This is a genomic window from Novosphingobium aeonii, assembly GCF_052279045.1.
In the GTDB taxonomy this organism is placed as follows: Bacteria; Pseudomonadota; Alphaproteobacteria; order Sphingomonadales; family Sphingomonadaceae; genus Novosphingobium.
The window spans coordinates 1,096,866-1,110,779 of sequence record NZ_CP176832.1 but is presented as its reverse complement, the minus strand read 5'-3'; the positions used below and the strand labels follow the sequence as shown (position 1 = coordinate 1,110,779).

Below are 13,914 nucleotides of genomic sequence, written 5' to 3'. Positions count from 1 at the left end.
AAGGCATTGGCACGCGCCGCCCTTCCTTCCGGGAGAATTCGATGCTGGCGCTGACCGTCGGAAGCCCTCCCATACCGCAGTTCCTGATGGTCCCGACCATGATGCTCTACTGCGTCCTGGTCGCATTGCTGTGCCTCAGGATCGGCAGGTCCGCGCAGTTCCTGGTGATCGCCTGCGCCGTTCGCCTCGCCATGTCAGCACTGCCCCATTTCTCGTTCTCCGCATCGCCTGCGGGGCTGAGCTGGAACGCGCTGGTCTCGGTGCTGGTCGTGGGCCTGGGCATCCTGCAATTGCGCCGAAGCCGCGCGGTCCCGATCGTAGTGGGAGCGATCGCCCCCCTGCTCCTCGTGATCCTGCTGAGCGCGACCTTCAACGACGATGCATCCGGCAGCACGGAAAGCCTGGTGAAATATGCCTACTTCACCGTCATCGCGCTCGCGGCCTACGACGCCTTCGTTGCTGACGGCGCCGGCAAGGTGCTGATCCGGGTCCTGTTCACCTTCCTGCTGCCGCTTTTGCTCCAGTCCTACAGCCTCGTCCTGGGCATCGCCAAGGCGACCGAGAGCGACGGTTCGGCGTCCTACATCGGCGGCTACAACCACGAAGCCAGCTTCTCGATCATCCTGCTCACCGCGCTTCTCGCGGCCGTGCTCAACCCGGATCTCCGGCGATTGGTGAAGCTTGCGATCGCGGTCGTCTGCATCGGCGGGATCGCGGCCGCCAACTACCGGACCGCCATCATAACCGCCGCGCCGATCACTCTTGGCCTGCTGGTCTCGGTCCTGACCTCCGCCGTCCGGCCGAGCCAGCGCCCCGTCGCCACCATCCTTGGCGGGCTGCTGGTGCTGGCCTGCCTTCCCGTGCTTCCCATCGTGGCCGGCGATCGTTTCGATGCCATCAGCACGATCGCCTCGCACCCGGAAATCCTCACCAAGGCGCCCGCCGAATTCAGCCGCGACGACCAGGCCCTGCTGTCAGGCCGGCTGCTGCTCTGGAGCCAGTACGTCACCGCCTGGGAGGAAAGCACCCCCCGCCAGCACATGTTCGGATACGGCGCCAATGCCTGGGAGGGGCGCTATCGCTACTATGCCCACAACACGCTGATCTCGACGCTCTACGAACTGGGCTTGCTCGGCGTCGCGGCGATGCTGTTCCTGTGGCTGTGGATGTTCTGGCTGGCGCTGACCGCGCGCACGCCGGCCCGCTTCGTCCTCATCATGGCGCATCTCGGCTTCTTCCTGCTGAACATGGCGACGATGCCGTTCTGGATGATCGAGGGGCTGCTGTTCTACAGCCTGCTTTGCGGTTTTACTGTCCACGCCTCGCTCATGACCCGGCCCGCGCCTCGGCCCGTCGCAAATCTTGCTGCGCCCCATCCCGTTTGACCGGATAACCGCCGGTTCCGGCGTTGCCCTGCGCCTTGCCCGGGATAAGATTTCGCGCGTCGTTCTTCGCAATCCCTGCGGAGATATACTCTCGTGTGCTCGCAAAGAGCCGAAAAAATCGCCAAGTCATTGAGTAAAAAGATGATAAAAACTTCGGTCGTCGCACTCTCCCTGCTTTTCGCAGGTCTTTCCAGTTCCGACATCGGCGAATCGATCGCCCGGTTCAGCCCTTTTGCCGCCGCTCCGGTCATGTTCGCCCAGGCATCCTCCACGGCCACGGCCTTCAGGATGCCCGCAATCACCGCGCCGCAACTCTCCTCCGGCACCTCGTGCAAGGCCATGACCACCCTGCGCCTCGGGCCGACTTCCGCCAGCCTGAAGAAGGTCTGCGCGGTTGACGGCAAGATTCTCGTCAACGGCAAGAACGCCACCGGCTTTGCGATGGAGGACGTCAAATCCCTGCGCTACGGGCCGCTCCTGCGGGGCGAGAACGTCCCCAACATCCAGGTCCAGCGGGTTTCCGAAACGGCGGCCCGCGCGGATTCGGTGCTCGGCCTCGGTCTGGTCAACGTCAGCAATGGCATCGGCAAGGCGGTGTTCCGCGATCTCGTGTGGATCGGCGACAAGAACTACCCGTCGATCAACAGCGACGATGCATGGGCCGCCATCGCACTAAAGGGCAAGGACGCCAACGACATCGGCTCCTTTGCGATCAGCAATTTCGACTTCCAGAATTTGTTCATGAAGTCCGGTAGTTACTATCAGAACGTCGACGGCATCTCGACCGAGGCGGGCTATTCGGGGACGATCTCCAACGGACGCGTCCTGAATGCCAGCGATGCCTGTCTGGACATCAAGGGCAAGGTCAGGGTGGACAATGTCTACCTTGCCGGTTGCCGCCAGGGCATCAAGGCATGGACCGACCAGAGCCACGGCCTGGTCGAACTGGGCACGAACCGCTTCGTGGGCATCATCGGCAAGGGCACCAAGACCAAGACCCGGACCATCACGATCGACGTGCTCATCGCATCCGGCGATCCTTCGGTTCCGCTCTTCCGTGCCGAGGATGGTGTAGTGAACCTGCGGATCGGCAGGCTCGTTTCCAAGACCGGGCAGGTGCTCAACAGTTCCAGCAGTTATTCCGGGTCCACCGTGACGGTCGGGCAGCGGGTCTATTTCTGATCGGATCCCCGCCGGCCAGACAGGCCGCGGTAGACTTCCATGACCCGTTTCGCATGGCTGGCCGCGCACAGGGTTTCCCTGGCGCGGCCACGTGCATCGGCGAAGGCGATTGGATCCGAACCCGCCAGCGCGCCGCGAACGCTCCGGGCGAATGCTTCAGGCCCCGCGTCCAACGGCACGAGCAACCCGCCGCCGAAACGGCGGCCGGTCTCGCCCAGTCCCGCATCGTCGGTGGCCACATAGGGCACGCCCAGTATCAGCGCCTCCAGCGGCGTGCGCCCCAGGGGCTCGTCGATGGCGGGGATGGCGAGAAGATCGAGCATGGCGATGTTCTCCTCCACCGGCAGGCGGAAACCGGCAAAGACGACCCTGTCGGCAATTCCGAGCTGCCGCGCGAAATCTTCAAGGTCCTGCTGCGTTTCATCGACCTCGCGGCCGAAGATCACGAAAGCCGCCTGCGGAAGCTCGATCAGCACCGCGCGCGCCATCTCCAGGAAGAAGCGCGGCCGCTTGCGGTGCGCGAAATTGCCGATGAAGCCGATCAGCGGCCCTTCCCCGGCAACCCTGTGACAAGCAGCGAAGGCATTCCTGAGCGCCTTGCCATCCACGTCCTCGGCCAGTTCCACGGGATTGTCGATCAGAACCGACCGGCTCCTGAGCCACTGCGGCAGCCGCTGCTCCACGGCCTGCGAGATGCAGATGATGCGCTGGGCCGTGGCGATCACGGCAAGGTTCGGGGCCACCGGACGGTTGAAGGCGCGGTTGTGGTAGACCACCGGAATCCCGCGAAGCCGCGCCGCCGGTCCCCAGCTCTGGAGTGCCGACAGGTCATTGCAGTGCACGAACGTACCCTCGGGCTGGCCTGACAGCAGCGACAGCCGGCGCGGCAGCAACCGGGCCTCCGTCGCCAGGCCGTGCCGGAAGCTCGGGGATTCGCCGAGCGGCCAGATGGTGAAACCGCGTTCGCGCGCCACCTGCTCTATCAGGCTGTCTCGCGGCGCGGCCACCACCACTTCCACCCCGTAGTCCTGCTGAAGCGTCCTGCCGAGCGTGAAGGAGGAAACGTGGCTGCCGCCGATCTTCTCATTGGTGAACGGAAAGACCACCCTGTCCACGCGCATCGGTTCCCTGCCTTCCTGGTGTCGCCCATCATCGCCAAGAGCGCGGCGCCGCCGCGGTTCGGGCGGGCCATGCCCTAAGACTTAATCGCAATTGTGCAGCGGCGCCCATGAAACTAGCCAATGCAATTAGGTATATGGCAGCGATCCAGAAGGATTCATGGCACGAGTCTGGTGCTTTCCCGGCGAAGAGAACCGCCACAGCAATCCCTACACGGCGATCCTGATCGGACAGCTTCGCCGACTGGGCCATTCACCTTCATCGCCCGGCTGGAAGGAACGCTTCACCGGCACCTGCGACATCCTGCACCTGCACTGGCCACAAAAGGTCATACAGCCGGGCCTCCTGCGCAGCTTGCGGACGATCGCAGCCTGGGCGGTGTTTCTCGCGCTCCAGAAGGCGCGCGGCGCGAAGATCGTCTGGACCATGCACAATGCCGTCTCTCACGAACAGTTGCGCCCCAGGCTCGAAAGGTTCTGGATGGCGCGGTTCATGGCCCTGCTCGACGGTATCCACGCCATGTCGGAGAGCAGCCTCGCGCAGGCCCGGCTCCGTCACCCGGTGCTGACCCGCATTCCGGCTCTGGTTGCGCCCCACTGGACTTATTCCGGCGCCTATCCGCCGCCTGCCGCCACCATCGGCCTGCGCCGCGATACGGTCTCATTCCTCGGCGACATCAAGGGCTACAAGGGCCTCGACGACATGCTCGCCGCGCTGGAGAACGCTGAACCGGACAGTCGCCGCTATCTGGTCCACGGCCTGCCGGAGAGCCCCGCCGAAGCCGCCGCGCTGGAGGCCCGGCTCGCCGCCCTTTCCGGGCGCGGCTGGAGAATGGAGTGGGTGCTTACCCGGCTCAGCGACCAGGAGATGGCGGACCGGCTCAACGAGACGCTGATCCTGCTCCTGCCCTATCGCCGGGGCGAGAACAGCGGCCTCGCCATCCTGGCAGCCGAGCGCGGCACGCCGGTGATGGTGTCTGGAATCTCCGCCTTCTCGGGCCTTCTCGACGAACTGGGGCCGCCGCGGGTGACGGCGATCAACGAGCCTTTGTCGCACCGGCAGATCGCCGAGGCCGCCCAGGCGGCCGCCGCCGTGGCAGGGGCAGTGCCGCTGCATTTCGTGGCCCGGCGTTCGCCCGAGAGAGTGGTTGCAGAGATTTCGAATTACTACCTGTTTCTGATGGATTCAGGGGGCAGAAAACTCCCAAGATGACAGTCGATTTCCACGTCCTCCGGAAGGTAGAGCGACTTGTCCGCAGCTTTCGAAAAGCTCCCCGTTTCCAACCTGCGCGGCGTGGACGCAGCCCCTTCGACCACGTCCGGTCCCGATGGTTCCAAACTCATCGACCTGTCCTGGCTGGCGATGCTCGCCTGGCGGCACAAATGGGCCATGCTGGCGGTCATCGGCTGCGCCCTTGCCGCGACATTGGCGGCCTACATGCTCGCAGTGAAACAGTACGACGCGAACGTCGTGCTCGCGCTCGACCGGAACGACCAGCAACTGGTGCGGACGGCGCAGACCGACAAGGACACCGCTGTCGATTCGCCGACCGTGGATACCGAAGTGCAGGTGCTCCTCTCCCCTGAAGTGGCGACCGCCGCGGTGCGCAATGCCCGGCTGAACACGAACCCCGCCTTCATCGCCGCCGGCGCGCCGGACATCGCAGGTCCGCTTTCGATCCCGGCAGCGACGGCGATCGTCAGGTCCAACCTGACGGTGGGCCGACAGGGCCTCTCCTATGCGATCAACCTGGGCTACAAGTCCCGCGATCCGGCGGTTGCCGCTTCCGTGGCCAATGCCGTGGCCGACGCCTATGTCAGCGGCAACGTCCAGAGCGAGCAGTCCGCCCGCAGCCAGGACATCAACATGCTGCGGACCCGCCTCGACCAGCTTCGCGGCGACGTCATCAAGGCCGAGGCCGCCGTAGCCGCCTACCGCGCCAAGTCCGACCTCGTGAGCGTGAGCAACGACAGCACGATCGCGCAGCAGGAACTTTCAACGCTGAACACCGAACTGGCCTCCGCCAAGGCGGAACTTGCCGCCTCGCAGGGACGCGCAAGCGCCAACGCCGGGGAGAACGGCACCGCCGTCAACAGCAGCCCGGTGATCCGCGACCTGCGAACCGACGTGTCCCGCCTCGAAGTCAAGCTGGCGGAACAATCGTCCGTCTACGGCCCCAACCACCCGGACCGCGTCAAGACCCAGGCCCAGTTGACGACGGCCCGGCAGGCGCTGAGCCGCGAAGTCTCGCGCGCCAGTTCCGGCGTCAGGTCGGACATCAGCGTCGACAGCCAGCGCGTCGGCGCGATCCAGTCGGCGATCGGCAGCGCCAAGGGCAGGCTGCTGGCGGGCAACAACGCTTCGGTGCGCCTGAACGAACTGGAGCGCGTCGCGGAAAGTTCGCGCCAGCTCTACCAGACCTTCCTCGATCGCTACCGGGTGGAACTGGCGACGCGCGGCACGGAAAAGAGCAAGGCCCAGGTCATCGCCCGGGCTCAGGTGCCGGTGCGGCCCTCTTCGCCCGACCTGCTGGTCTACATGCTGGGGGGCCTGATCGCGGGGATCATCGCGGCGGTGCTCCTGGCCATGGCGCTGGAATGGCGCGAGCGCGGCCTGCGCACCCGCGCCGAAACCGAGGAGTTCACCGGCTACGAAGTGGTCAGCAGCCTGCCGGATATCGGGACGATGGACGAACCCGACTTCCGCAGGAATGATGCCCTGGGCGTTCCCGATTTCGTGGTCGAACACCGGGAATCCCCGTTCTCCGAATCCGTCCGGGCCATCTGGACGGCGCTGAAGATCGGACACAAGGGACAACTCGCCCGTTCCGTGGGCGTCACTTCCTCGATACCGGGAGAAGGCAAGACCAGCACGGCCATCGCCCTCGCCCGGTCCACCGCGCTCGCGGGAAGGCGGACCCTCTTGGTAGACTGCGACATGCGCCGCATGGGCACCACGCTTGCGCTGGGTCTCCGCAACCGCCCGGGCCTTGTCGAAGTCCTCAACGGTCAGGCCCGCATCGAGGATGTGATCGTGCTCGATGAGGCATCCGGCGCCCATGTCCTGCCGCTCAACACCGAACTCACCGCCCAGTCGGACATCATGCATTCCCAGGCCACGGCCGCCATGTTCGACCGCTTCAGGCAGGAATACGACTTCGTCGTGCTCGACATCGCACCGGCCATCCCCGTCGCCGAAGCCCGCGCCATCGCCACGATGGCGGATCTCACGCTCATGGTCGTGCGGTGGCGGACCACACAGCGCAAGGTCGTGAAGACGGCGATCCGCGAACTCGATCGCGCCGGTGCGCGGATCTTCGGCATCATTCTCACGCAAGTGGACACCCGCTCCTCGGCAGTGCTGAGCGAGGAAATGGCCTATTACCAGTACTACTATTCGCGTGAGAGCCGGTCGAACTGAGATCGCTGCAACAGGCCCGGCCAGTGTCCGCTCAGGCGGAAGGCGAACCCGCTGCCGCGTAGCCGAAGAACGCCAGCAGGTCCGGCTTGGCCGCGACAGTCTCGTGCACGATCCTGCGCTCTACCGTGGTCAGCAGCTTGACCTGTGCGCGCTGCGAAGACGATCCATGTCCCTTGGAACGATCGCCCGAGGCCTCCCCCGGCTCATCGGAAACCGGCGCTGCGTTCTCGATTCCAAATGCGGAAGCCAGCGAGGCGGGGTCGCTGCGAAACGCCTCGTATGTCACGAGCGGATAGCCCCCGCGCTCCACGGCATCGCGCAGGAGCCCGCTCTGCCAGACCCACAGCCTGGCAAGATGGCCCACCACATCCCGGCGATCCACACCGTCATAGACCGAAGGCAGCGGACGCCGCAGCCGGGCATCGATGTTCGCAATGGGCTCGCGATTGGTCACCACTACGCGCGCCGCCGAAAAATGCCGCAGCAATTCGTCGTGGCGCACGAGGTTCGGCGGGCTCTTTTCCAGAAAGTAGGCCACCGGGCGGGACTGCTCTATTTCCGCGACCCGCGCAGCCCAGGCCCCTATCACCGCCTCGAAATCGACGAACTTTTCCGGAAACCAGCGATCGACATCCATCAGCCCCCTGACGAGCCGCTGTCCTTCGTAGCTGGAATGAAGCCCGGCAAGGCTGACATGGTCCGCAAGATAGCTTGCCATCGTGGTGGAACCGGCGCCGGGCGGCGCGAGAAGGAACAGGAAAGGGCGGTGGATCCGGTCCTGTCGGCGCGCAGGCCAGTACGATTCAGGCGAGCGCCGCTCCCTTCGCATCCGCTTCAAGGCGCGAGAAATCGCTGGGCCCATCAAGGCGTTCCGCCCCAAACCTCGTGCAACAACATCGGCATAGGGTAACCCGCATGGCCGCCGCCGTGCCGGCTATTGCGAGCCGGAGGCTACCTCTTTTTCGCAAGGGCCGCGCGTTTCATCGCACAGAAGGCTCGCGCTCAGCCCTTCCCGACCGACAGGATGCGGAAGATCGTTTCCGTCACGGGCTCGGCATTCAGCCAGATCGCTTTACCGCCCGGCCCTTCGACGCTTGCGGCCAGTTCCCCGGCAGCAGCCCGGTCCAGGACGAGGTCGATTTCGATCCGGTCCTCGTAAAGCCGCCCATTGCCGATCACTGCGCCGTCCTGGCCAAAGGCGGTGCCCGCGCGGTTGACGAAGATCGCCACTTCAGCCCCAAGCGTGTCCCAGGACAGGAACGGCAGATCGCCGGCAACGGTCCCGGACATCTCGAACCGGCGAACGCCGTCATCGCTCGCGGCCGGGCGCAGTTCGTCCACCGCAACGGTCAGGCCGATACCGTCCTGCCGGCTTCCCGGCGCCCTGTCGCCACCCCAAGGGATCATCAAATCAAATCCAGATAGATTGTCGAAAACCGGATAGCAGCACCCGATGAATTGAAAAGTCGTGAAAGCCGCGCGCGCTGCCGGCGATCAATCGCCCGCGATCGTCAACCCATCGACCCTAAGCGTCGGCACGTTGATGGCGCGGTGCCATTCCAGATCGTTCGCCGCCCGCAGCGCCGCGAACATGGAAAGCAGGTTGCCGGCAACGGTGAACTCGGCAACCGGGCCTGCGATCTCGCCGTTGACGATACGGAAACCGGAAGCGCCCCGGCTGTAATCGCCAGTGACGGCATTGACGCCGTGGCCGATCAGTTCGGTTACATACACGCCGTCCCGGATGTCGGCCATGAGTTCAGCGGGCGTCTGCTCTCCGGGTTCGAGGTGCAGGTTGCCCACGGATACGCCGGGCGCTCCGCCGCCGCCGCGTGCCGCATGTCCGGTCGGCGCTAGGCCGAGCTGGCGCGCCGAAGCGCTGTCCAGCAGCCACCCGGTGATCCTGCCGTCCTCTACCAGATGGCCCGCCCGCGTCGGCAGCCCCTCTCCATCAAACGGACGCGAACGCAGTCCGCGCAGCGTATGCGGGTCTTCGACGATGGAAATGCCGGGCGCGAAGAGCTGCTCTCCCAACCGGTCGAGCAGGAAGCTCGAACGCCGGGCGATCGCGCTTCCGGACATGGCGCCGATCAGGTGCCCCACCAGCGAACCGCCGACGCGCGGATCGAATACGACCGGCATCGGCCCACTGGAAAGCTTGCCCGGATCGAGACGTGCCACGGTCCGCTCGCCCGCGCGGGTGCCGATCTCGGCCGGCGGTGGCAGGTCGCTGCGGTGATGGGCCGAGCGCCAGGCGTGATCGCGCTGCTTGCCCGCACCTTCCCCGCCGACCACGGAGACACTGATCGAATGGCTGGTCGATCCATAGGCGCCCGCGAAGCCATGGCTGGTGGCAAGCGCGAACACGCCCGTGCCGGAACTGGCGGTGGCGCCATCCGAATTGGTGATCCCGGCAACGGCCCGTGCGGCGTCCTCGGCTTCCAGCGCCATGGCGCGCAGTTCCTGCGGGCTGGGCTCAGCCTGATCGACGAGATCGAGTTCGGGCCAGGGTGAACGGGTCAGCAATTCCTCGGGTGCGAGCCCGGAATAGGCATCTTCCGGCGCAGCGCCGGCCATCGCCAGCGCCCTTTGCGCCAGTTCGTCGAGCGCCTGCGAAGACAGGTCCGAGGAACCGATGCTCGCCGAACGACGCCCGACGAAGACGCGCAGCGCGATATGCTCGCTTTCGGACCGTTCCACATCCTCGAGATTGCCGAGGCGGACCTGGATCCCTTCCGAGGAGCTCGCACCGAACACCGCATCGGCGGCGTCGGCACCTGCCTTGCGGGCACGGGCGACGAGATCCTGAGCGCGGTCGAGCGCTTCCTGGGGGCTGAGCATCTTCGGGTCTCCACTGGCCGCGTTACCGACGCGGGAGCGCAGCCCTAATCGCCGCGAGCGCCAAGCGCAAATGCGCTATCGTTCCCCAAGCCCGTTCAAGGGGCGGGGCCCACGCGAACCGGCGCGCGCTTTCAGTGCTTCAGCAGCAGCGCAAGGCCCTTGAAAAGCCCCGTCAGCGCGAACGGCAGGCCGATCGCCAGCAGCCACAGCATGATGCGGTCCCTACGATAATAAGGAGCGAGCGCCGGGTCATGGGCCTGTTCGTCGTCAAGCCGGTTCCAGCGCGCCTCGAAACGGCGGCAGGCGGGGATGATCGCCACCACCAGGATCACCAGTGCAAGATAGGGCAGGAGCGATTCGCCCCCGGTCTTGAGCGCGCCGACCGTCACGAAGATCTGCAGGGCGGTATAGACGAGCAGGGCATAGGCGATGTTGTCGCTCATCTTGCGGCGCCAGTCGGCCTTCGCCCAATCCTTCATCGAACGGCCTTCCGGGGGCACCGGCTTGTCCGGCAGCGCTGCCGAGATCATGCCCTTCGTATCGACGCCTTGCTTGCCGATCCTGTCCATGGTGCCTTCCTGTCTTAGCAACCCGGTCTTTTGTTGCGACCTCGTGTCTCTTTGTGCGTCCACTAGACCACGCAGCGGCCCGGATTTCAAGCACACCCCCGAAATGCGCAATATTAGTGCACTGTTCCCGGACTGCGCCGAACCATGCAGGAAACCTGCCAATCGACACCATATCCGGGAATTGCCGACTTGCCGACAGCCGGGAGCGTGCGTAAACCGCTCTGAACATGACCGGAACCACCGAACTTCCGCAGGACCAAGCGGCCCACCACATCCCGACCGTCGCAGAAGCCGGCGGGCTCGAAGTCATTTCGATCGCCAAGAGCTACGACAAGCGCGCGGTGCTGACCGATATCTCGCTGTCGGTCGCCAAGGGCGAAGTGCTGGGGCTGCTGGGGCCGAACGGCGCGGGCAAGACCACCTGCTTCTATTCGATCATGGGCCTCGTTCGTCCCGACTCGGGCCGCATCCTGATGGACGGCGTCGACGTGACCCGGCTGCCGATGTATCGCCGCGCGGTTCTCGGTCTCGGCTACCTGCCGCAGGAAACCTCGATCTTCCGCGGGCTGACTGTCGAACAGAACATCGGCGCCGTGCTCGAACTGAACGAGCCCGACAAGCACGTCCGCGCCAGCGAACTGGAACGCCTGCTTGACGAATTCGGCCTTACCCGCCTGCGTTCAAGCCCCGCGATGGCGCTTTCGGGCGGTGAACGCCGCCGCTGCGAAATCGCCCGCGCGCTGGCGGCCAAGCCTTCGATCATGCTCCTGGACGAGCCTTTCGCCGGCATCGACCCGCTTTCGATCTCCGACATTCGCGAACTCGTGCGCGATCTCAAGAACCGTGGCATCGGCGTGCTGATCACGGACCATAACGTGCGGGAAACGCTCGATATCGTCGATCGCGCCTGCATCATCTACGGCGGTCAGGTGCTCTTCGCAGGCAGCCCCGAGGCGCTCGTCGCCGACGAGAACGTGCGCCGCCTCTACCTCGGCGAGGGCTTCACGCTATGAGCGGTTTTCCCCAGTGAGGCCCTCCGCGAGGCCGGCCGCGCCGGAAGCCTGAGCCATGGCGCTGGGGCCCAGGCTAGACCTGCGGCAAAGCCAGTCGCTGGTGATGACCCCGCAACTCCAGCAGGCGATCAAGCTGCTGGCGCTGTCCAACCTCGAGATCGAGGCTTTCATCGGCGAATCGCTGGAGGCCAACCCCCTTCTGGACGTGGGCGGCGAACCGCCCTCCCCCGTTGCCGAAACGGTCGAGCTTCCAGAGGACGCGCGCCGCACGACACTAGAGGATTCGCCGGTAGACCGGCTGATCGGCGAAGGCCGGGGCGATGACGACCGTCCGCTAGACATAGACACTGCCGCGCTTGACCGCGACCGTGACACCGGAGACTGGTCCAACGAACTGCGGCTCGGCGGCGGGGCGGAGCTTCCCGGCATCGATGAACGCGGCAGCGGCGCGCTTTCGCTTATCGAGCATCTCGAAGCCCAGGTCGGATCGGCCACCGACGACCGCCACGTCGCCGGGATCGCGCGCTACCTGATCGGCCTGCTCGACGAGGCCGGCTATCTTCCCGTCACCCTTGCCGAAGTCACGGGCGATCTCGGCATCTCCTTCGCCGAGGCCGAAGCGGCGCTCGGGGTCGTGCAGTCGCTCGATCCCACCGGGGTCGGCGCGCGAACGCTTTCGGAATGCATCGCACTCCAGGCCAGGGAGGCGGATCGCCACGATCCGATGATGGCCCGCCTCATCGACAATCTCGATCTGCTGGCCCGCGGCGAGCTTGCCCGGCTCAAGCGGATGTGCGGCGTGGACGACGAGGATTTCGCCGACATGCTGTCGGAACTGCGCGGCTACGATCCCAAGCCGGGCCTGCGGTTCGGGGGGGAGCCGAGCGCGGCGGTCACGCCGGACATCCTCGTCACGCCCCGCGCCGACGGCGGCTGGGACGTGGCGGTCAACCAGGACAGCCTGCCCCGCCTGATCGTCAACCGAAGCTACTATGTCGAACTCAGGAGCGACTGCTCCGACCGGAATTCGCGGGCGTGGCTCTCGGAAAAGCTTGCCGATGCCAACTGGCTCATCAAGGCGCTGGACCAGCGGCAAAAGACGATCCTCAAGGTCGCCAGCGAACTGGTGAAGCAGCAGGCCGGTTTCTTCCGGCACGGCATCTCGCAGCTCAAGCCGCTGACGCTGCGCACCGTGGCCGAGGCCATCGGCATGCACGAATCGACCGTGAGCCGCGTTACCTCCAACAAGTATCTGAACTGCCCGCGCGGCACTTACGAGATGAAGTTCTTCTTCACCTCCGGCGTCGCAGCGGCAAGCGGCGAAGGCGCCTCGGCGGAAGCGGTGAAGGCGGCGATCCGGCAATTGATCGATGCGGAAGACCCCAAGGCCATCCTTTCGGACGACACCCTGGTGGACCTCCTCAAGGGCAAAGGCTTCGAACTGGCGCGCCGCACCGTGGCCAAGTACCGCGAAGCCATCGGCCTTGGCAGTTCGGTCCAGCGCCGACGGCAGAAGGCTATTGCTGCAGTGCGATAGAAAGTAAGCACGGCGATAATCAGCAATGCAACATTAAATGCTTGTTCTGCTTAGTATAATTCTATTTGAATTACACCGATTCGTGATAGTTTCTTTTCCATGAAGTGCGCCGGGCTTGCGACCAGTCGCAAGGATACGGGCACCATGGAGAGGATGCCGATGTCCTACACTGATCGGAATTCCAACGGTAACCAGAAAGCCCTCACCGGGGGTATCGTCGCACTTATCCAGGGCGGCCTCGTGCTTGCGCTGGTCAATGGCTTTGCCGTGACCATGTTCAAGAGCGATCCACCCAAGCGGCCGGAAGCCACGCAGATCAAGCTCGAACCGCTTCCCGTTCCCCCGCCTCCCGAACCGAAGACCGTTCCCGATCAGCAAGTCGATCAGCCGATGCTGACGGCGCCGATACCCCGCCTTCCTCTGCCTACGAACGAGCCCCTTCCAGTCGCAACCACGTTACCCACTGCCGTGCCGACCAGCTTCGATTCCAGAGAGAAAATCGCGGTCGCACTACCCACGCCCACCGAAACCCCGGCGCTTTTCCAGCCTCGGGGGGCACTTCCCAGGAACGATGCCTCGGGCTGGGTCACCACACAGGACTACCCCACGGCCGAACTGCGCGCCGAACATCAGGGCAGCGTGCGCTTCCGGCTGGACGTCGATGCGCGCGGGCGGGTCAGCCAATGCGCCGTCGTCACGTCAAGCGGCTATGCCGGGCTCGACGAGGCCACCTGCAAGTTCGTGAGCAGGCGCGCCCGGTTCGACCCTGCGACCAATGCCGACGGTCAGTCGGTCGCCGGCAGCTACCTGGGGACGATCCGCTGGATCATCCCGCGGGACTGACCTCA

Annotated in this window: 12 protein-coding genes; 7 read left to right on the top strand and 5 right to left on the bottom strand. The window is 65.3% G+C overall.

Features of this window, described 5'->3' with window-relative positions:
- Positions 1-41 precede the first annotated feature (41 nt).
- Both ACLIMP_RS05595 and ACLIMP_RS05590 read left to right on the top strand, forming a co-directional pair.
- On the top strand, positions 42-1,385 hold the full coding sequence (locus tag ACLIMP_RS05595; RefSeq protein WP_324698071.1) for an O-antigen ligase family protein: 1,344 nt from the start codon (positions 42-44) through the stop codon (positions 1,383-1,385).
- 141 nt (positions 1,386-1,526) lie between these two features.
- The gene (locus tag ACLIMP_RS05590) at positions 1,527-2,567 is read left to right on the top strand and encodes a hypothetical protein (protein ID WP_132469417.1); all 1,041 of its coding nucleotides are present in this window, start codon (positions 1,527-1,529) and stop codon (positions 2,565-2,567) included.
- On the opposite strand, the gene ACLIMP_RS05585 is transcribed toward ACLIMP_RS05590, so the two are convergent.
- The gene (locus ACLIMP_RS05585; RefSeq protein ID WP_443478092.1) at positions 2,558-3,682 is read right to left on the bottom strand and encodes a glycosyltransferase family 4 protein; all 1,125 of its coding nucleotides are present in this window, start codon (positions 3,680-3,682) and stop codon (positions 2,558-2,560) included. The two genes, ACLIMP_RS05590 and ACLIMP_RS05585, sit on opposite strands and share 10 nt — an antisense overlap.
- A gap of 163 nt (positions 3,683-3,845) precedes the next feature.
- Between ACLIMP_RS05585 and ACLIMP_RS05580 the strand changes: the two genes are divergently transcribed.
- Both ACLIMP_RS05580 and ACLIMP_RS05575 read left to right on the top strand, forming a co-directional pair.
- Positions 3,846-4,898 carry a glycosyltransferase family protein gene (locus tag ACLIMP_RS05580; RefSeq protein WP_443478091.1) on the top strand — a complete coding sequence of 351 codons (1,053 nt, stop codon included), beginning with the start codon at positions 3,846-3,848 and terminating at the stop codon, positions 4,896-4,898.
- Positions 4,899-4,934: 36 nt separating this feature from the next.
- Complete coding sequence (locus ACLIMP_RS05575) at positions 4,935-7,106, top strand: GumC family protein (protein ID WP_185998061.1); 2,172 nt, start codon at positions 4,935-4,937, stop codon at positions 7,104-7,106.
- A 31-nt stretch (positions 7,107-7,137) separates the two neighbouring features.
- Here ACLIMP_RS05575 and ACLIMP_RS05570 read toward each other — a convergent pair whose 3' ends face one another.
- The 4 genes from ACLIMP_RS05570 to ACLIMP_RS05555 all read right to left on the bottom strand — a co-directional run bounded on the left by ACLIMP_RS05570 (position 7,138) and on the right by ACLIMP_RS05555 (position 10,516).
- Positions 7,138-7,824 (bottom strand): hypothetical protein, encoded by a 687-nt coding sequence (locus ACLIMP_RS05570; RefSeq protein ID WP_324698063.1) that lies wholly within the window; start codon positions 7,822-7,824, stop codon positions 7,138-7,140.
- A gap of 284 nt (positions 7,825-8,108) precedes the next feature.
- Positions 8,109-8,513, bottom strand: coding sequence for a hypothetical protein (locus tag ACLIMP_RS05565; RefSeq protein WP_324698061.1), 405 nt, complete (start codon positions 8,511-8,513; stop codon positions 8,109-8,111).
- Positions 8,514-8,600: 87 nt separating this feature from the next.
- Entirely contained in the window at positions 8,601-9,947 is a 1,347-nt protein-coding gene (locus tag ACLIMP_RS05560) for a TldD/PmbA family protein (RefSeq protein WP_054436620.1), read from the bottom strand.
- Positions 9,948-10,078: 131 nt separating this feature from the next.
- The gene (locus ACLIMP_RS05555; protein WP_324698059.1) at positions 10,079-10,516 is read right to left on the bottom strand and encodes a hypothetical protein; all 438 of its coding nucleotides are present in this window, start codon (positions 10,514-10,516) and stop codon (positions 10,079-10,081) included.
- Between the two features lie 227 nt (positions 10,517-10,743).
- On the opposite strand from ACLIMP_RS05555, the gene lptB reads away from it, so the two are divergent.
- The 3 genes from lptB to ACLIMP_RS05540 all read left to right on the top strand — a co-directional run bounded on the left by lptB (position 10,744) and on the right by ACLIMP_RS05540 (position 13,909).
- Positions 10,744-11,529: an LPS export ABC transporter ATP-binding protein gene (gene lptB, locus ACLIMP_RS05550; protein WP_054436622.1), complete on the top strand. Its 786-nt coding sequence runs from the start codon at positions 10,744-10,746 to the stop codon at positions 11,527-11,529.
- A gap of 55 nt (positions 11,530-11,584) precedes the next feature.
- Complete coding sequence (gene rpoN / locus ACLIMP_RS05545) at positions 11,585-13,066, top strand: RNA polymerase factor sigma-54 (RefSeq protein ID WP_132469420.1); 1,482 nt, start codon at positions 11,585-11,587, stop codon at positions 13,064-13,066.
- Positions 13,067-13,225: 159 nt separating this feature from the next.
- The gene (locus tag ACLIMP_RS05540; RefSeq protein ID WP_324698057.1) at positions 13,226-13,909 is read left to right on the top strand and encodes an energy transducer TonB; all 684 of its coding nucleotides are present in this window, start codon (positions 13,226-13,228) and stop codon (positions 13,907-13,909) included.
- Positions 13,910-13,914: the final 5 nt, after the last annotated feature.